Raw genomic sequence first — 18,242 nt, forward strand, 5'->3', positions numbered from 1 at the left:
CCCGATGCGTGCTGATGACCTCTCCCGCTTTGCACCGTCTTTAGCGCCCTTTTACAATGCTAACTGAACTAGCCGTCCGGATTCCAGTTGAACCGCTACTCCCTGTTTCTGATCGCCGCGATGCTGCTCGTCGGCAGCAACGTCGGTATCGGCAAGTCGATTGTCGCGTTCGTTCCCGTTCCGCTCTTCGCCCTGTTGCGCTTCGTGATCGCCATGGCCGCGCTGTGGCCGCTCTTGCGCATCGGCAAGCTGCGGCGCGTGAGGAAGGGCGAATGGATGAATCTCTTCCTGCAGGCGCTCTTCGGCACATTCGGGTTTACGCTGCTGATGCTCAACGGCGTGCATCGCACGAGCGCCGTTGCGGCGGGCGTCATCACGAGCACCATACCTGCCGTCGTCGCGCTGTTCTCATGGCTCTTCCTCAAGGAACGACCCGACGGACGCGCGCTCGCGTCGATTGCCCTCGCGATCCTCGGCGTCGTCGTGATCAATCTCGCGCATGCTGAACGGGGTAGTGGCGCATCCAGCGAAAGCTCGTTCGCCGGCAACCTGATGGTGCTCGGCGCCGTCTGCTGCGAATCGCTCTACATCATTCTGTCGCGCCGTCTCACGCAGACACTCGCGCCCATCGATATCTGCGCATACACGCATCTGTTCGGTCTGCTGCTCATGCTGCCGCTCGGCGTGTCGTCATTGGTCGTCTTCGACTATGCGAGCGTGCCCGTCAGCATATGGACGCTCGTGCTGTGGTACGGACTGTCGGCGAGCATCTTTTCGTTCTGGCTCTGGATGAAGGGCATCCGCCATGTGCCCGGCAGCCTCGCGGGCGTGTTCAGCGCGGTGCTGCCCGTCGCGGCCGCCGTCTACGGAATCGTCTTTCTCGACGAACGGCCGACGCTCGCGCATGGCGCTGCGCTCGCCTGCGTGATCGCGGGCATCGCGCTCGCCAGCCTCAAGGCGCGGCGCGTGCCGCCCGTGGCGTCCTAGCTTGCCGGCCAAGCGCGGCCGCGCCTGTTCGCGCCGCGCTGCGCGGTTCGGCGCGGCTGTCGCGGATCACGCTGTACAATAACGCGCCCAGCGCGCTCCGCCGGCCGGTTTCATCCGCGCCGCCGGATCGTCGATCGTCGGCTGTTCCGCTTTGCGCGTGATACGCCGTCGATGCGAGCGCCGCCGTGCCCCCTTTTTCCGTTCGATTTTCCGTTATCACCCAGTATCGCCACGAAGCGCCAACACTACGCCGACCACTCATGACCGTTCCGCGCCCCGCCTCGCCTGGCAACCGACGCCGCATGCGTCTGCTGCCTTCCGTGATCTTTATGAGCCGCTGGCTGCAGGTGCCGCTCTATCTCGGCCTGATCGTCGCGCAAGCCGTGTACGTCGTGCTGTTCCTCAAGGAAGTGTGGCACCTCGTGTCGCACTCGATGACGCTCGACGAAACCAACATCATGCTCGTCGTACTTGGCCTGATCGACGTCGTGATGATCTCGAACCTGCTGATCATGGTGATCGTCGGCGGGTATGAAACCTTTGTCTCGCGCCTGGGCGTCGAAGGCCATCCCGACGAGCCCGAATGGCTCGATCACGTGAATGCGGGCGTGCTGAAGGTGAAGCTGTCGATGGCGCTCATCAGCATCTCGTCGATCCATCTGCTCAAGACCTTCATCAACCCGGACCAGCACACGCAACATGCCGTGATGTGGCAGGTCATCATCCACGTCGCGTTCCTCGTGTCCGCGGTGGTGATGGCGCTCGTCGACCGGCTGACCACACACACGCATCCGGCGCATTTTCACGAGCCCGCCGTGCGGGGCGCAGCCGCGTCCGGTGCCCCTACAACGATTTACAACTCCCCTGAAGGCGCGTGAGCGGCCGCGTCGTCAAGCAGCCGCATCACACCGCCACCCTGCCCCACTGAGCTAGCCATGACCGTCATCAAACAGGAAGACCTGATCCAGAGTATTGCGGACTCCCTGCAATACATCAGCTACTACCATCCGCTCGATTACATCGAGGCGCTCGGCCGCGCATACGAGCTCGAAGAAAGCCCCGCCGCCAAGGACGCCATCGCGCAGATCCTGACGAACAGCCGTATGTGCGCGGAAGGCAAGCGCCCGATCTGCCAGGACACGGGCATCGTCACGGTATTCGTGAAGGTCGGCATGGACGTGCGCTGGGATGGCGCGACGATGTCGGTCACCGACATGATCAACGAAGGCGTGCGACGCGGTTATCTGAACCCGGACAACGTGCTGCGCGCGTCGATCGTGAGCCCGCCCGAAGGCGGCCGCAAGAACACGAAGGACAACACCCCCGCCGTGATCCACTACGAGATCGTGCCGGGCGACAAGGTCGACGTGCAGGTCGCGGCGAAGGGCGGCGGCTCGGAGAACAAGTCGAAGTTCGCGATGCTGAACCCGTCGGATTCGATCGTTGACTGGATCCTGAAGACCGTGCCGACGATGGGCGCGGGCTGGTGCCCGCCCGGCATGCTCGGCATCGGCATCGGCGGCACGGCTGAAAAGGCGATGGTCATGGCGAAGGAATCGCTGATGGACCCGATCGACATTCAGGACGTCATCGCTCGCGGCCCGAAGGACTGGATCGAAGAACTGCGTGTGGAACTGCACGAGAAAGTCAACGCGCTCGGTATCGGCGCGCAGGGCTTGGGCGGTCTCGCGACGGTGCTCGACGTGAAGATCATGGCAGCGCCGACGCACGCGGCATCGAAGCCGGTCGCAATCATCCCGAACTGCGCGGCCACGCGCCACGCGCACTTCACGCTCGACGGCTCGGGCGTCGCGAAGCTCACGCCGCCGCCGCTCGACGCATGGCCGAAGGTCACGTGGCAACCGAACACGGAAACCAGCAAGCGCATCGACCTGAACACGCTGACGCCGGAAGAAGTCGCATCGTGGACGCCGGGCCAGACGCTCTTGCTGTCGGGCAAGATGCTGACGGGCCGCGACGCCGCGCACAAGCGCATCGCCGACATGCTCGCCAAGGGCGAAAAGCTGCCCGTCGACTTCACGAACCGCGTGATCTATTACGTCGGCCCGGTCGACCCGGTGCGCGATGAAGCCGTCGGCCCGGCCGGCCCGACGACGGCCACGCGCATGGACAAGTTCACGGAAACGATGCTCGCGCAAACGGGGCTGATCTCGATGATCGGCAAGGCCGAGCGCGGCCCCGTCGCGATCGAGGCGATCAGGAAGCACAAGGCTGCGTATCTGATGGCCGTCGGCGGTGCGGCGTACCTCGTGTCGAAGGCGATCCGCAGCGCGAAGGTGCTTGCATTCGAGGACCTCGGCATGGAAGCCATCTATGAATTCGACGTACAGGACATGCCTGTGACGGTCGCCGTCGATTCGAACGGCACCTCGGTTCACCAGACGGGACCGAAGGAATGGCAGGCGAAGATCGGCAAGATTCCCGTCGCGACGGCTTAACGATTTTGTTTGTTTAGCGAAGCCGGGACGTGATAGTCCCGGCTTTTTTTATTGTTCGCGCGAAATGCAAATTAAATTGCGCGAATGATTCTCAACAACCATATCCGTCCTTGGCAATTCGTTTTCAGGCGTTTATTGTTGTTGGCAAACCCGGTTCTTGAAGAGGAAAGACCATGCAAGGCGATAAAAAAGTCATCGAATACCTGAACGCCCAGTTGAAGAACGAACTGACCGCGATCAACCAGTACTTTCTGCATGCGCGGATGTATAAGCACTGGGGTCTCGAAAAGCTCGGCAAGCATGAGTACGACGAATCGATCGGTGAAATGAAGCACGCCGACATGCTGATCGAGCGCGTGTTCATGCTCGATGGCTTGCCGAATCTGCAAGATCTCCACAAGCTGCTGATCGGGGAAGAAACCAAAGAGATTCTCGAATGCGATCTGAAACTCGAACAGACTTCGCAAAGCACGTGTAAAGAAGCGATCGCGTATTGCGAGTCGGTGCGCGATTTCATCTCGCGCGAAATCTTCACGACGATTCTCGACGACACCGAAGAACATATCGACTGGCTCGAAACGCAGATCGACCTGATCGACAAGGTCGGCATCCAGAACTACCAGCAATCGGCGATGGGTTCACCGGAATAAATAAGACAAACCGCCAGCAGGAAGCGTCCCGAGTCCTGCTACACTTCTGCGGTCCGATCCGCGCAACGTTCCAGGCAGCGCTGCGCGGATTTTCTTATATGGCTTCCGTTGAAACCATGACCGCTTCGCCCCCCATTTCCACCTCGTCCACTTCATTGCCGGCGCTTGTCTCGCTCGATCCGCGCGCGCCTGTCGGCATTTTCGATTCGGGTTTGGGCGGGTTGTCGGTGCTGCGCGCGGTTCGCTCGCAACTGCCGAGTGAAGCGATTGTCTACGTCGCGGATTCGCTCTACGCGCCCTATGGTGAGCGCGACGACGATTTCATCGCCGACCGCACGCTCGCGATCGGCGAATGGCTCATCGCGCAAGGCGCGAAGGCGCTCGTAGTCGCGTGCAATACGGCGACCGCGCAGTCGATCGCGCTGGTGCGAGAAAAACTGCCCATTCAATTGATCGGCGTCGAACCGGGTGTAAAGCCCGCGGCGCAGCAGTCGAAATCGCGTGTCGCAGGCGTGCTCGCGACCCGCGTCACGCTGCGCAGCGCGCGCTTCCAAGGCCTGCTTGAACGTTACGCCAGCGACTGCCGCTTCCTGTGCCAGCCAGGACACGGCCTCGTGGAAGCTGTGGAGCGCTGCGACATCGAATCGGCCGAACTGCGCGCGCTGCTCGTCAGCTACGTCCAGCCAATGCTCGACGCGGGCGCCGACACGCTCGTGCTCGGCTGCACGCATTACCCGTTTCTGGACGCAGCGATCCGCGACATCGCCGGTGACCGGCTGACGCTGATCGACACGAGCGTCGCGATCGCCCGGCAACTGGAACGCGTGCTCGACCAGCAAGGGCTGCGCTCGCCGGAGCGCGATACCGTGCCGCCGCCGCGCTTTTGCTCGACCAGCGACGGCGCACATCTGAAGCAGCTCGCCAAAACATTGCTGAATATCGACGCGCCTGTCGAGCGCGTACATATCCCTTCGCGCCGCACGATCGCACGAGATCCCCACGCCGCCTGACGCCGCCTGCCCGCAAAGCCGGCTTGATGCGTCGTTTTGATGCACAAGCCGCCTGAAGCGCAGACGGGACGGCAACGCCCATCAGGCAAAGGCGACGCGCCACGGCGGCCCTTCCGCACACCGGTTAAAACCCTTCTAACTGGCTGGTTTTGTTACAAAAATGTAGCTGTGACGCTTGCCAAACCGGTCAAACAAAATGATAATAATTCGCATTAACGTTAGCTATCGCGAGCTGTCATGATCGTCTGCGTGTGCAAGTCAGTTTCCGACCGAAAGATCCGTGCGTCGATTGCCGAAGGCATCCACACATTCGACGAACTGCAGTTCGAGCTGGGCGTCGCGATGTGCTGCGGCAAATGCGAAGAGTCCGTGCGGGACGTAATGGCACAAAGCGGCGTCTGCGCGAGCCGATGCGGCGTCGAGCATCACACGCAAGCTGTGCCGCTGACTTTCTTCGAACGCAAGGCAGCCTGATTCCGCGTTCCCGACCTTCCCGCGTTTGAACGTAGCGTCCGAAATGGCGCCCGTCTCGGGCGCCGCAGTTTTTCTTTGTGCCGTCAGCAAGCCAGTCGATACGAGCCAGCGACCCCATCCTTCCAGGAGTTCAAGATGGAATTGCTGATCGGTTTTCTGACCACCGTTTGTATTTCGTTGCTGATATTCCGAACATGACGCTGTTTCGCATGACGTGCTGCATCGACGGCGCGCCGCCACGCTGACCATGCAGGCCACGCCCTCTTTTCCACCCGGTTTCACGCCGGAAGCTTCCGCCCGAATCAATCCGCGTGTCGCCACGGTGACGGGGATCGTCATCGGGCTTCATGTCGTCGGGCTTGCGATTGCCTTGGCGGTACGGGACGTGCCGCCGCTGCCTGTCGAGACGCAGCGTACGATCACGGCAGAATTGCTGCCGCCGCCTGCGCCCGCCGCCGCGCCCGTCGCGATCGAATCGGCCCCGCCGCCGAAGCCCGTCCCTGTGCAGAAGGTCAAGCCGAAGGTGCAGCCGCGCCCGACGCCGAAGCCCGCGCCAGCGCCGATGCCCGTCGCTCAGGCACCATCGCAGCACGAAATCAGCGCGCCCGAAACGGCGCCGACGCCGCCCGCGCCACCCGCACCGGCACCCGTCGCGCCTGCGGCGCCCGCGGCGCCGGCAGCAAAGCCCGTCATGTCGATCACTGCACCGAAGGACGCATCGCATCTGAGTTGCAGCATCGTCGAGCCCGCCTATCCGGCAATGTCGCGCCGACGCGGCGAAACGGGACGCGCTGTGGTCCAGTTCATCCTCTCGGCGTCCGGCCGGATCGAAAACGTCGAACTGAAAAAGAGCAGCGGCTACGAACGCCTCGACCAGGCCGCGCTCGACGCGATTCGATCCAGTTCGTGCAAGCCCTATGTGGTGGACGGCGAAGCGACGCGCGTGCCTGCCGTCCAGCCGTTCGACTTCAGCCTGAACAACTGATCCGCCGGAAAAGATTTCAAAGAAGAAAAGGAATTGCCATGCAGAATTACGGTATCGCCCACGTCTGGGCTCAAGGGGATTTCGTCACACGCGGTATCGCGCTGGCGCTGCTGATCATGTCGGTGCTGTCGTGGAGCGTGATCGTCGTCAAGAGCTGGAACGTGATGCGCCTGAACCGTCTGACCCGGAACGCCGAAAAGGCCTTCTGGCATTCGGATGACTTCGCCGACGGCGCGAAGAAGCTCGGCAGCGACACGTCGTCGCCCACTGAAAACCCGTTCCTCGCGCTCGCGCTGTCGGGCCAGGAAGCCGCGGATCACCATCATCAGACTCAGCCGCATCTGCACGACCGCATGGACGTGTCGGACTGGGTCACGCGCTGCCTGAAGGACACGATGGATGAAAGCGTTGCGCGCATGCAGGCCGGCCTCGCAATTCTCGCGTCGATCGGCAGCACGGCGCCGTTCGTCGGCCTGTTCGGCACGGTGTGGGGCATCTATCACGCGCTGTTGACGATCGGCGCGACTGGCCAGTCGTCGATTGATCAGGTTGCCGGTCCCGTCGGCGAAGCGCTCATCATGACGGCCTTCGGTCTGTTCGTCGCGATCCCCGCCGTGCTCGGCTACAACGCGCTGACGCGCGCCAACAAAGGCATCGTCAGCAAGCTGAACCGGTTTGCCCACGGTCTGCATGCGTTCTTCGTCACGGGCGCGCGCCTGTCGTCGTCGAAACGCGGCGACGGTCTTCGGCTCGCGACCCGCACCAACTAAATAGCGAGGCATAGCGATGGCAATGAGCCCTTTTGCCGGCGACGAAGACGACGGCCTCATGAACGAGATCAACATGACGCCCCTCGTCGACGTCATGTTGGTTCTCCTGATCGTGTTCATGGTGACCATCCCCGTGATACGCCACGCGGTGAAGATCGACCTGCCGCACGCGAGCAGCCAGAAGGAAGACATGAAGCCCGCGCAGGTGACGGTATCGATCGACGCCGACGGCAACGTGATGTGGGACGAACAGAAGATTTCCGACGACACGCTGCAGGCGAAAATCGCCGCGGCTGCGCAGCAGAATCCGCAGCCCGAACTGCATCTGAGCGCGGATCGCAAGGTCGCGTACGAGAAAGTTGCCGAGGTGATGTCGGCTGCACAGGCGGGCGGTCTGACCAAGATCGGATTCGTCACCGCGCCGAAGGCGCACTGAACGCGCCCCCGCCCTGATTCGAAGAAAAGCCCTGTTTTCAGGGTTCAAAGTAAAAGGCCTTCATCGTCGGATGAAGGCCTTTTTTCATGCGCACTCGGCGCCTTCGGGCGGCGGGATCATTTTCCGTCGCTTCTGCTCTGGATCTGATCACCGCATGCGAATGCCGTGGTCGACACGGACAACGCGCTCAGCCCTATCAGGCTCACTATCAAAGCGGCCGTGATTTTTCGCATAGGACACTCCTTAGCGAAGGGATTTCAATATAAGCCCGGCGGCTTTTGCGTTCAAGCCTGCGGCCATTGAAAGTATCCATCGCCGGCAGCGCTTAAATGGCAAAAACGATATGCCCTGCTCTGCCTGCTCGCACGGCTCACGCCCGATGCATCAGGCCACGGCCGCTTTCAGCCGCAACTTCGCTTCGCGCTCCGGACATTCCTGCTGGATATGCTTGCCGGTATCGGGATCGAGCATTTCGACGAGATAGTCGACGAAGGTCCGCACCGCGGGCACCATGCCCTGACGCGACAGGAACACGGCATAGAGCTGCGGCGACGGCAGCGTCCAGCCGGGCATCACGGGCGACAGACGCCCGCTGCGCAGCGCGGCGCCGTACATCATCTCCGGCAGCGCCGCGATGCCGACGCCCGCGAGTGCGGCTTCCGTCACCATCATCAGGTCGGCCGTCACGAGACGCGGCTCGTGTTCGTGCGCGTGTCGCGTGCCGTCGGGCGCGATCAGGTTGTACACGTGGCGGCCGTCGCCCGTAGGCGTATCGAGCGTTTCGAAGCGCTTCAGATCGGCGGGCTCCAGCGGCGGAGCGTTCTGGCTCAGGAGGCTCGGCGCACCGACCAGCATCTGCTGCGTGCGCCACAGCGGCCGCACGACGATATTCGCGTTTTCGGGCGGCTCAGAGCGCACGCGCAGCGCGACGTCGATCGAATCTTCGAACAGATCGACGACGCGATTGGTCACGCGCATCACGACGCGCACTTCCGGATAACGATGCATGAATTCCGGCAGGATCTGCGACATGATGGTCTGCGAGATGGTCACGGGCACGCTGACGCGCACCGTGCCGCGCGGCGACGCGCGCAGCTGCTGCACGACATTGACGGCCGCCTGCGCTTCGGACAGCATCGCCTGACAGTGCTGGTAAAAGAGCTGCCCTGCTTCCGTCAACGCGAGCTTGCGCGTCGAGCGCTGCAACAGACGCACGCCCAGCGACGCCTCGAGCTCCGTCAGCCGGCGCGACAGGCGCGACTTCGAAATGCCGAGCACGCGTTCGGCGGCGGAAAACCCGCCGTGTTCGACGACCTGCGAAAAGTACATCAGGTCGTTCAGGTTATGCGAATCGATCTTCATGTCATCGTTTCACTAGCAGAACAATCCATTGCGATAGACGGCCTGTCACGGCCAAAAGCGGTCCATATAATAGCCCTATGTTTCAGAAATAACGCTATTCCCCATTTTTCGAGGTGATTTTGATGAGCGCGACCCGCACGATCGAACGCACGTATCCTTCCGTACGCACGGTTGAGGGCGGCGGTTTTGTCGTCCACCGCCCGTTCCCGACCCGCATGCTGATGGACTTCGACCCGTTTCTGCTGCTCGACGAAATGGGCCCGATCGACTACGCGCCCGGCGAGGCGAAAGGCGCGCCCGATCATCCGCACCGCGGCTTCGAAACGGTCACATACGTGCTCGAAGGCCAGTTCGGCCATCAAGATTCGGCGGGCCACTCGGGCACGCTGCGCGCCGGCGACGTCCAGTGGATGACGGCGGGCGCGGGCGTCGTGCACAGCGAAATGCCCGACCCATCGTTCGTCGCGACGGGCGGCCGCGTGCATGGACTGCAGTTGTGGGTGAACCTGCCTAAGCGCGACAAGATGATCGCGCCGCGCTATCAGGAAATGCCGTCTGCGGGCATCCCCGTCGCGACGTCCGACGACGGCAAGGTGCGAGTCAAGGTGATCGCGGGAGAAGCGCTTGGCGTGAAGGCCACGATCGAAACGCGCACGCCGATCCTGTACCAGCATTTCACGCTGCAGCCGGGCGCGCGGATCGTGCATCCCGTGCCGCGCGACTATCGCGTGTTCGCTTACGGATTGACAGGCAAAGGTTTTTATAGCGACGAGCGGCTCGAAATCGGGCCGCAGCAGATGATCGTGTTTGACAACGACGGCGACACGGTGACGATCGCCGCCGGCGACGAGCCGCTCGATGTGCTGCTGTTCGGCGGCGTGCCGCTGAACGAGCCGGTCGTGCGCTACGGCCCGTTCGTGATGAACACGGAAGACGAGATCCGTCAGGCGGTGGTCGACTATCAGGCGGGCCGCATGGGGCAGATCGCGCACTAGCGCTGCGCCGGGTTTCGCGAGCCGTCTGACGGCCGCTCAGCCGCGAATCGCGGCGAATTCGTTCACAATAGCGATTCGAGCCGCGCGGCGCGTTCTGCGCCGCGCGGCATCATCCGTTCCAATCCAATGTCCCCGCACAGGAGCGCGCATGGCAGACACGAAGGTCACCGCACACATCGGCTCGACGAATTTTCAGGTGCTGTTCGACGACGGAGCACATACGTGGCTCGCCGACGAACCCGAGTCGCTGGGTGGCGGCGATCGCGCCCCGACGCCGAATTCGCTCCTGTTGTCCAGTCTCGGCGCTTGCACCTCGATTACGCTGAAGATGTACGCTCAGCGCAAAGGGTGGCCGCTCGACGAAGTGCGCGTGACGCTGTCGATGCAGAAAGAAGGCGACGGCACGGCGATCGACCGTCAAATCGTTTTGACGGGCAATCTGTCGGACGAACAGCAGGAACGACTCCTGCAAATCGCCAATGCGTGTCCTGTGCACAAGATCCTGACCAATCCGATCTCGATTCGCACGGGCCTGGCTGTTGCTTGAATCTGCGTGAATCATGAGCTTTAAGAGGAAGCTGCCGTCTTGAACTTCGAACACCTCATTCAGATCAACGATCCGCTCAACCCGTTCGTCGAAACGATGACGCGCGAACAGCTGTGGGAAGGCCTTGTGCTGCGCGCGGAGCAGCCGCAGTTGTTCGTGATGGGCCTCGACAGCTGCTCGATCCTGTCTCGTACGGAAAGCACGCTGGATCGCGAATTGCACTATGGTCACGCGACCGTGCGCGATCATGTCACGCTCACGCCGAAAGAAAGCGTGCGCTACGACATTCGCGCGACGGCCGACTACGTCGGCGGCTCGTTGACGATGACCATCGAGCAGCCCGACGAACTGCAGCTGTTTCTGCGCTTCGAGTACAAAACGAGCCTCCCTTCCGCTGACGAAAAGGGCGACCCCGATGCGCACCAGACGGAAGAGATTGTGAAATCGGCGTACCGCGAGTCGGATATCGATACCGTTCGCCTGATCCGCCAGTACGTCAGCGCGCGCAATACGCCTGACCAGTTGCATTAAGTCCTGCGCTGCCTGACTCCTCGGGCGGCGTCACTTTCCTTGCCTATCGAAACGCCAATCCGATTGAATCCGCAATCTTGTAAATAGGAATGGTTATCATTTAGAATCAATCCAACGAATCGACGAACACTACCGGCAAGCATGACGACCATGATGCGCTCTTCCACCCTCAGCCTGCGCCGCCCTGCAGCAGCGGCACTGACGACCAGCCGTCCGGCCCGATCCGCGACGACGGCATCTGCGGAACGCCAGGCTAGTCAGGGCAGCAACAGCGGCCATGCAGCGCACAGTGCCGAGTCGACGGAGCGCGTGCTGCGCAGCGACGCGCTGCTTCAGGGCCGCAGCCATGTGAGCATCGTGCACAACGGCGAGACGTACCAGTTGCGCGCAACCCGCTTGGGCAAGTTGATTCTGACAAAGTAGCGATTGCGATAGTACCGGGTATTGTGGGGACCACCTCCCAGAGAGGTGTTGGGCACTAGCCAGCCACGACGGCTTGCACGCGAGATCTAGACCCCTTCGTGCAGACACCAAGCCAGCCGTCGCAGCAAGCCACGCCGCTTTTTTTTGGTTCTCACCACGACGTGTGCGCAATCAGTCGCGCCGTTTGACGAACGATAGAAACGAAGCCGTGCAGGTCCAGCCATCTGCACGGCTTTTGTCTTTTGCGACGCCGTCGAGGCGTCAAGGGATAGGAGACTCAGCCCAATTCGAGCGCGGCAATGCCCGCGCGCGCCACGGCTGTATCCTGCTCCGACTTCACGCCCGATACGCCGATCGCGCCGACCGTCTCGCCTTGCGCGACGATGGGCACCCCGCCCTCCACCATCGCGGCGAGCGGCGCGCTCAGAAACGCGATACGGCCTTGCTTGACGATGTCTTCGTAGGCCTTCGTCTCGCGGCGCCCGAGTGCCGCCGTGCGCCCTTTCGCGGTCGCCATGTCGACCGTGCTGGGCGCAGCGCCGTCCATTCGATGCAGATGCAGGAGATGTCCGCCATCGTCGAGGATGGCGATCGTGACGCTCCAGTGATTCGCCGCCGCGTGCGCTTCAGCGGCGGCGGCGATCTTACGGACGTCTTCGTCGGTCAATACGGGTTTGGTTCTCACAGGCGCCTCGCGTAGGGGATACGCGGCGCGCCGCCGATCAGTGTGCCGGCCAGTACCAGAACATCAGCCACCACGCGCTATCGACGACGGCCAGTGCTGCCATGAACCATACCATCGACAACGTGCGCCGCAAAACCCGCGCCGTATAACGGCGCGTAATGAGCCACGCGAGCCATGCGCTCCAGGTATTCGCGATCACGAGAATGGCGATACGCACATCCGATGCCCAGTCGAGCGGCACATGCTCGGCCTTCAGCAAGGACAGCGTCGTCGCCGACAGACCGAGGAACACGCCCGTTCCCGCGATCGGAATCAGGGCCTGCGCCAGATGATGCAGGCGCGTCATTGAGAAGCGGCCCAGCACGCGCGTCGCACCCGCCAGCAGCGCGAACAGCGCGGTGCCGTAGACGGCGGCCGTCGCGAGGATGTAGGCGATGATCATCGTGCCGTCGAGCCATGAGAACACGTCGTTCTGTTCCGGATAGTGCGTGAACAGGAACCACGGCGCGTTCGTGTCGAGCGGCCACATGATGTCTCGATCGACGAGCCAGGTCGCGAGCGACTGCTTGATGTCGATGAACCACGGCGAGCCCGTCCAGTGGAAGGCGCCGATTGCGATGCCGAGCAGGCCATAGAGGATCAGTGCCGTGTCCCAGGCGCTCGCCTGTCTGTCGCCGAGATTCACAACTTCCGACGACGGCGCGCGCCACGTCAGCGCGATCGCGTCGCGATGCCCACTGCAACGGCCGCACATATGGCACGACGACGCGCCCTTCATATTGCGCAACGGCACCAGCGGCGCACAGTTGATCGGAATCACGCGATGGCCGTGCTCGCCTTCTTTATACGAACGACGCCACGCGTCTTCGTCGACCTTGTAGTGAAACGGCGCGAGGCGCGCCAAAAGCGAAAAAACCCCGTTGACGGGGCACAGGTATTTACACCAGACGCGCTTCTCTCGACCGTACAGCAATCCGATGACCATCGCGGCAAACGTAGATCCGCCCAGGACCAGCAAGACCGCTTTCGGATACTGGTAGACGCTGACCATCTGGCCGTAGATCGTCGTCAGACCGAATGCGACGAATGGCCAGCCGCCCCAGCGCATCCAGCGCGGAATTGCCCAGCCTCGTCCGTATTTGCTTGCGAATTCCGCAAGTGCGCCTTCGGGGCACAGCACGCCGCACCATACGCGCCCGAGCATCACCATCGACAGCAGTACGAACGGCCACCAGATTCCCCAGAACACGAACTGCGCGGCCAGCGTCAGGTTGCTCCACAGATGAGCCGTGTCGCCCGGCAGTTCGGTGAACGCAGGCACAAGAATCAGAAACGCGTAGACGGCAACGACAACCCACTGGATGCAGCGGATGGCAGCGCCGTGGCGCTGCATCCAGTGGCCGACCTCTGCAAGCCGGCTGCGTTGGTTTGCAACTGCACTGCTCATGCCGCGCGCCCTGCCGTCTGTTGCGCTGGAGCGCGCTTCGAACGGCGGATGAGGATCCACACGACCGCCCAGTACAGCGCATAGGTGATCAGGTTCATCAGCGCCGGATGCGCGCGATAACCCGTGAGCGTCGCCACGAGCGAACCGATCGTACTCGAGTCGTCGATGATCATCGAGGTGTTCCAAACGCGGTCGACGATGGTCGGCAGGATTTCCTTGTCGATCAGTTTATCGACGCCCGTCTGAAACAGGCCCGCGCCCAGGAACAGCAGCATGATCTCGGTGATGCGGAAAAAGAGCCGCCACGAGAAGACCTTGCCGCCCAGCTGCAGCACGTAGAACGTAACGAATGCCAGCCCAAGACCCACGAGAACCGCGACGATCTGGCTCGCATCCACATGACCGGACTGACCGAAGCCGAGGCCATACAGGAAGATCACCGTCTCGCTGCCTTCACGCGCGATCGCCAGCGCGACCAGCACGGCGATACCCCACCAGCTCGCGCTCTGCGTGCTCTTCCTCAGCGACTGTTCCATGTCGCGCTTGAGCGTGCGCCCGTGTGATTTCATCCAGATCACCATCTGTACGATCAGAACGCATGCGATCAGCACCATCGCGGTCTGAAAGTAATCTTGCGCATCGCCCGAAAGCACCTCGGTGAAGCCGACCAGCGCCGCACCGAGGCCAATCGCAGCGAGAATGCCGGCGGCGACGCCTGCCCACAGATACGGCAAACCGTGCCGTGCCTGCTCGTCGCCGTTCTTCAGCCACGCGTACAGAATGCCGACGACGAGCAGCGCCTCGACGCTTTCCCGCCACACGATGAACACTACCTGACCCATCGAAACCCCCCGCTACTTCAGTGGACGCCAGCGTCCCAATTACGACTCGTACTGCCGCGACGTCATTTGGCGACAATCACGCCCTGCGCCTGCTGATGAAAATCGTCAAAGAACTTGTAGGTACCGGGATCGAGCGGCGCGATCACGACGACTGACTCGGCGCCCGGCGCCAGAACCTTTTCCTTGCGCAACTCGACGCTCTCAAATTCCGCTGCGCCCTTGCCCGTGTTCTTCACTTCGATCCGGATGCGTTTGCCCGCGGGCACTTCGATGCGCGCCGGCGTCAGCTTGCCGTCCGTCATTTCCAGCTTGAATGTCACGGCTTCCTCGGCAGCGTGCGCGAGGCCAATCAACGATGCCGCCATCGCCAAAGCGGCAATCTTCCTGTTCACTCTCATGCACCCTTCCTAAAAATGCGGCGCGCTGTCACGCGCCGCCGACTGCCGTTGTCACAACATCAGGAATCGCGATGCGATCGATGACGATCAGTACCCCCCCTTCTTGCCGATGCCCGCGAACGTGAAATCGTATTCGATCGTGATCGGCTTGAACCACGGGCCCACGCCCGTTTCCTTGTCGACGTGACGGCCGAATGCCATGTGCCCACTTTGCATCGGCGGTTCGACGATCAGCTTCAGGTGATACTTGCCAGGACCCGCCATCTTGACGTTGTCGCCATAATGCGGACCGTCATCTGCCACCATCGGCATCAGGTCGCCCTTCTGGTTGTAGCTCGCGCCCGGCTTCGTCAGTTCATAGCGCACTTGCAGATAAGGCATCCAGTCGCCTTCTGCGAAACCCGTCGGATTTTTCTTCACTGCGTGGATATCCGCTTCCAGGTGGACATCGGAATCGGACGCTTTGCGCATCATGCCTTCCGGATCCATCGTGATCGGCTGCAGATATACGGCGCCGATCTCCATCCCGCCCTGAATCTGCTGCTTACCGATGGGATATTCAGCAGCCGCCGCCGACATCGCGGCCACGGCAGCAAGAACAGCTACGCTGCCGCTCAAGATTGACGAAACGCGCATTGAAACTCCTTTGACATTTTTAGACTCAAGGAATGAAAAGCAGACTTCGGAAAGGCGCGCTGAAGCGGTCCCGCATACCCATAGTCTTCCCGTCTTTTGCAATTGTCCGATAGCGCTGTCGCAAGTGCGAAAGCAGTAACGAACGGTAATGCGAACTATTCTCAATACCTGAATCAGTGTATCACTGTTCAGAGGGAAGAACAAATGTGGAAACCTTGAAAGCCTTGCTGCAGCAGGGTCTTACGGGGAGCTTAAGCGAAGTTTTCGGAAGGCATCGCGGCGCCAAGCCGGTTTTGGACGACGCGCGGCGACAATCGGCCGCGCGGCCGACCCTTTCTGGAAGCCGTTTAGTTCGTGCCCGTCAAATGATCGCCGACATTCGCGCCGAATACCCGCTCGCGCAGCAGCGCAAGCTGGTCGCGCATCTGAGCCGCCTTTTCGAATTCGAGATTTTTCGCGTGCTCCATCATCTGCTTCTCTAGACGCTTGATTTCCTTGGCGATCTGCTTCTCGGACATATCTTCGAACTTCGCACGGACCTGCTGTTCCTTCAGCTCGGCGCGGGCTTCGTCGACGTTATAGACGCCGTCGATGATGTCCTTGATCCGCTTGACCACACCCCGCGGCACGATGCCCATCTGTTCGTTGAACGCGATCTGCTTCGCGCGCCGCCGCTCGGTTTCGTCGATGGCGCGCTTCATCGAATCCGTGATCTTGTCCGCGTAGAGAATGGCCTTACCGTTCACGTTACGCGCGGCGCGGCCGATCGTCTGGATCAGCGAGCGCTCGGCGCGCAGGAAGCCTTCCTTGTCGGCATCGAGGATCGCGACCAGCGAGACCTCGGGAATATCAAGACCTTCGCGCAACAGGTTGATCCCGACCAGCACGTCGAACGTACCGAGCCGCAGGTCGCGGATGATCTCGACACGCTCGACGGTGTCGATGTCGCTATGCAGATAGCGCACCTTCACGCCGTGATCGGCGAGAAACTCGGTCAGCTGCTCGGCCATTCGCTTGGTCAGCACTGTGACCAGCACGCGGTCGCCCGCGGCAACGCGTTCGTTGATCTCGGCCAGCACGTCGTCGACCTGCGTGCGTGCCGGCCGCACGTCGATTTCAGGATCGACGAGGCCCGTCGGACGCACGACCTGCTCGGCCACCTGCCCCGCCGTCTTCTTCTCGTAGTCGGCGGGCGTCGCCGACACGAACACGACCTGGCGCATCTTGCGCTCGAATTCGTTGAACTTGAGCGGCCGGTTGTCGAGCGCGGACGGCAGCCGGAAGCCGTAGTCGACGAGATTTTCCTTGCGCGCGCGGTCGCCGTTGTACATGCCGTTCAACTGGCCGATCAGCACGTGCGATTCGTCGAGGAACATGATGGCATCCGTCGGGAGATAGTCCACCAGCGTCGGCGGCGGCTCACCGGGCGCGGCGCCCGAGAAGTGCCGCGAGTAATTCTCGATGCCCTTGCAGAAGCCCAGTTCCTGCAGCATTTCAAGGTCGAAGCGCGTGCGCTGCTCAAGCCGCTGCGCTTCGACGAGCTTGCCGTCGTTGTAGAAGAACTCAAGACGGTCTCGGAGTTCCGACTTGATCGTCTCGACGGCGCGCATCACGGTCTCACGCGGCGTCACGTAGTGCGACGACGGATAGACGGTGAAGCGCGGAATCTTCTGACGCACGCGGCCTGTCAGCGGATCGAACAGTTGCAGCGTATCGATTTCGTCGTCGAACAGTTCAACGCGCACGGCCATTTCGGCATGCTCGGCCGGGAAAATATCGATCGTGTCGCCCCGCACGCGGAAAGAGCCGCGCTGAAAATCGGCTTCGTTGCGGTTGTACTGCATCGCAATCAGACGCGCGATGATGTCACGCTGTCCCATCTTGTCGCCCGTACGCAGCGTCAGAATCATCTGGTGGTATTCCGACGGATTCCCGATACCGTAAATCGCCGACACCGTCGCCACGATCACGACATCGCGCCGTTCCATCAGACTCTTGGTTGCGGATAGACGCATCTGCTCGATATGCTCGTTAATCGACGAGTCCTTTTCGATGAACAGGTCGCGCTGCGGGACGTACGCTTCCGGCTGGTAATAGTCGTAGTACGAGACGAAGTACTCGACGGCATTGCGTGGGAAAAACTCGCGAAACTCCGCGTACAGCTGCGCGGCAAGTGTCTTGTTGGGCGCGAAAACGATGGCCGGGCGGCCCAGACGCGCGATCGTGTTCGCCATCGTGTAGGTCTTGCCAGAGCCCGTCACGCCGAGCAGCGTCTGGAACGACAGACCGTCCTCGACACCCTCGACGAGCGTCTGGATCGCCGCCGGCTGGTCGCCCGCAGGCGGATACGGCTGGTACAGCCGGAACGGTGAGCCGTCGAACGTCACGAATTTGGATTCGTCGAGAGCGTCTTGGACTTCACTCAGATGATGTTCGGACATGGAAGCAGCACCTCGGCCGGGAGCAAACGACTATTTTAGCGTTTTGCGAACGTGCGGGCTGAGGGCTCGCCTGGCGGCCGCGACGGCTTCCGGCGCCTGGCCGCTGCGACGGCGAAAGCGCTGCAGTCTCGGCCCGAAAACATCGCCAGATCGCTGTTTTTATT

The 18,242-nt window shown here is 61.8% G+C and carries 20 protein-coding genes; 13 read left to right on the forward strand and 7 right to left on the reverse strand.

The window, feature by feature from the left end; translation table 11 throughout:
- The first annotated feature begins 87 nt into the window (after positions 1–87).
- The 9 genes from BPHY_RS09865 (at position 88) to BPHY_RS09905 (ending at position 7,771) form a co-directional block, all read left to right on the forward strand.
- On the forward strand, positions 88–987 hold the full coding sequence (locus tag BPHY_RS09865) for a DMT family transporter (RefSeq protein ID WP_012401328.1): 900 nt from the start codon (positions 88–90) through the stop codon (positions 985–987).
- Between the two features lie 260 nt (positions 988–1,247).
- Complete coding sequence (locus BPHY_RS09870; protein ID WP_041763523.1) at positions 1,248–1,865, forward strand: TIGR00645 family protein; 618 nt, start codon at positions 1,248–1,250, stop codon at positions 1,863–1,865.
- A gap of 57 nt (positions 1,866–1,922) precedes the next feature.
- Positions 1,923–3,446, forward strand: coding sequence for a fumarate hydratase (locus tag BPHY_RS09875; RefSeq protein WP_012401330.1), 1,524 nt, complete (start codon positions 1,923–1,925; stop codon positions 3,444–3,446).
- Positions 3,447–3,619: 173 nt separating this feature from the next.
- Positions 3,620–4,096: a bacterioferritin gene (gene bfr, locus BPHY_RS09880; RefSeq protein WP_012401331.1), complete on the forward strand. Its 477-nt coding sequence runs from the start codon at positions 3,620–3,622 to the stop codon at positions 4,094–4,096.
- Between the two features lie 98 nt (positions 4,097–4,194).
- Positions 4,195–5,106 (forward strand): glutamate racemase, encoded by a 912-nt coding sequence (murI, locus tag BPHY_RS09885; RefSeq protein WP_012401332.1) that lies wholly within the window; start codon positions 4,195–4,197, stop codon positions 5,104–5,106.
- A 237-nt stretch (positions 5,107–5,343) separates the two neighbouring features.
- The gene (locus BPHY_RS09890) at positions 5,344–5,580 is read left to right on the forward strand and encodes a (2Fe-2S)-binding protein (protein ID WP_012401333.1); all 237 of its coding nucleotides are present in this window, start codon (positions 5,344–5,346) and stop codon (positions 5,578–5,580) included.
- Positions 5,581–5,827: 247 nt separating this feature from the next.
- A complete protein-coding gene (locus BPHY_RS09895; protein WP_012401334.1) occupies positions 5,828–6,565 on the forward strand; it encodes an energy transducer TonB in 738 nt (245 codons plus the stop codon).
- Between the two features lie 38 nt (positions 6,566–6,603).
- Positions 6,604–7,335 (forward strand): MotA/TolQ/ExbB proton channel family protein, encoded by a 732-nt coding sequence (locus tag BPHY_RS09900; RefSeq protein ID WP_012401335.1) that lies wholly within the window; start codon positions 6,604–6,606, stop codon positions 7,333–7,335.
- A 16-nt stretch (positions 7,336–7,351) separates the two neighbouring features.
- Positions 7,352–7,771, forward strand: coding sequence for an ExbD/TolR family protein (locus BPHY_RS09905; RefSeq protein WP_012401336.1), 420 nt, complete (start codon positions 7,352–7,354; stop codon positions 7,769–7,771).
- A gap of 384 nt (positions 7,772–8,155) precedes the next feature.
- Here the strand turns inward: BPHY_RS09905 and BPHY_RS09910 are convergent, their stop codons facing one another.
- On the reverse strand, positions 8,156–9,133 hold the full coding sequence (locus BPHY_RS09910; protein ID WP_012401337.1) for a LysR family transcriptional regulator: 978 nt from the start codon (positions 9,131–9,133) through the stop codon (positions 8,156–8,158).
- A 122-nt stretch (positions 9,134–9,255) separates the two neighbouring features.
- Between BPHY_RS09910 and BPHY_RS09915 the strand changes: the two genes are divergently transcribed.
- From BPHY_RS09915 to BPHY_RS09930, 4 genes are all read left to right on the forward strand, one after another.
- Positions 9,256–10,128: a pirin family protein gene (locus BPHY_RS09915; protein WP_012401338.1), complete on the forward strand. Its 873-nt coding sequence runs from the start codon at positions 9,256–9,258 to the stop codon at positions 10,126–10,128.
- Positions 10,129–10,276: 148 nt separating this feature from the next.
- Positions 10,277–10,675, forward strand: coding sequence for an OsmC family protein (locus BPHY_RS09920; RefSeq protein ID WP_012401339.1), 399 nt, complete (start codon positions 10,277–10,279; stop codon positions 10,673–10,675).
- Positions 10,676–10,714: 39 nt separating this feature from the next.
- Entirely contained in the window at positions 10,715–11,206 is a 492-nt protein-coding gene (locus BPHY_RS09925; protein ID WP_012401340.1) for an SRPBCC family protein, read from the forward strand.
- Positions 11,207–11,347: 141 nt separating this feature from the next.
- Entirely contained in the window at positions 11,348–11,629 is a 282-nt protein-coding gene (locus BPHY_RS09930) for a hemin uptake protein HemP (protein ID WP_012401341.1), read from the forward strand.
- Between the two features lie 277 nt (positions 11,630–11,906).
- Here BPHY_RS09930 and BPHY_RS09935 read toward each other — a convergent pair whose 3' ends face one another.
- The 6 genes from BPHY_RS09935 to uvrB all read right to left on the reverse strand — a co-directional run bounded on the left by BPHY_RS09935 (position 11,907) and on the right by uvrB (position 18,078).
- Entirely contained in the window at positions 11,907–12,314 is a 408-nt protein-coding gene (locus BPHY_RS09935; protein ID WP_012401342.1) for a GlcG/HbpS family heme-binding protein, read from the reverse strand.
- 37 nt (positions 12,315–12,351) lie between these two features.
- A complete protein-coding gene (locus tag BPHY_RS09940) occupies positions 12,352–13,761 on the reverse strand; it encodes a 4Fe-4S binding protein (protein WP_012401343.1) in 1,410 nt (469 codons plus the stop codon).
- Positions 13,758–14,603, reverse strand: a complete 846-nt coding sequence (locus BPHY_RS09945; protein WP_012401344.1) for an FTR1 family iron permease — start codon at positions 14,601–14,603, stop codon at positions 13,758–13,760. The genes BPHY_RS09940 and BPHY_RS09945 overlap by 4 nt, the downstream gene beginning before the upstream one ends.
- A 62-nt stretch (positions 14,604–14,665) precedes the next feature.
- Complete coding sequence (locus BPHY_RS09950) at positions 14,666–15,001, reverse strand: cupredoxin domain-containing protein (protein WP_012401345.1); 336 nt, start codon at positions 14,999–15,001, stop codon at positions 14,666–14,668.
- 87 nt (positions 15,002–15,088) lie between these two features.
- The gene (locus BPHY_RS09955; protein ID WP_012401346.1) at positions 15,089–15,637 is read right to left on the reverse strand and encodes an iron transporter; all 549 of its coding nucleotides are present in this window, start codon (positions 15,635–15,637) and stop codon (positions 15,089–15,091) included.
- A gap of 347 nt (positions 15,638–15,984) precedes the next feature.
- Complete coding sequence (gene uvrB, locus BPHY_RS09960; protein ID WP_012401347.1) at positions 15,985–18,078, reverse strand: excinuclease ABC subunit UvrB; 2,094 nt, start codon at positions 18,076–18,078, stop codon at positions 15,985–15,987.
- Between the last annotated feature and the right edge of the window lie 164 nt (positions 18,079–18,242).

This window comes from Paraburkholderia phymatum STM815 (genome assembly GCF_000020045.1).
In the GTDB taxonomy this organism is placed as follows: Bacteria; Pseudomonadota; Gammaproteobacteria; order Burkholderiales; family Burkholderiaceae; genus Paraburkholderia; species Paraburkholderia phymatum.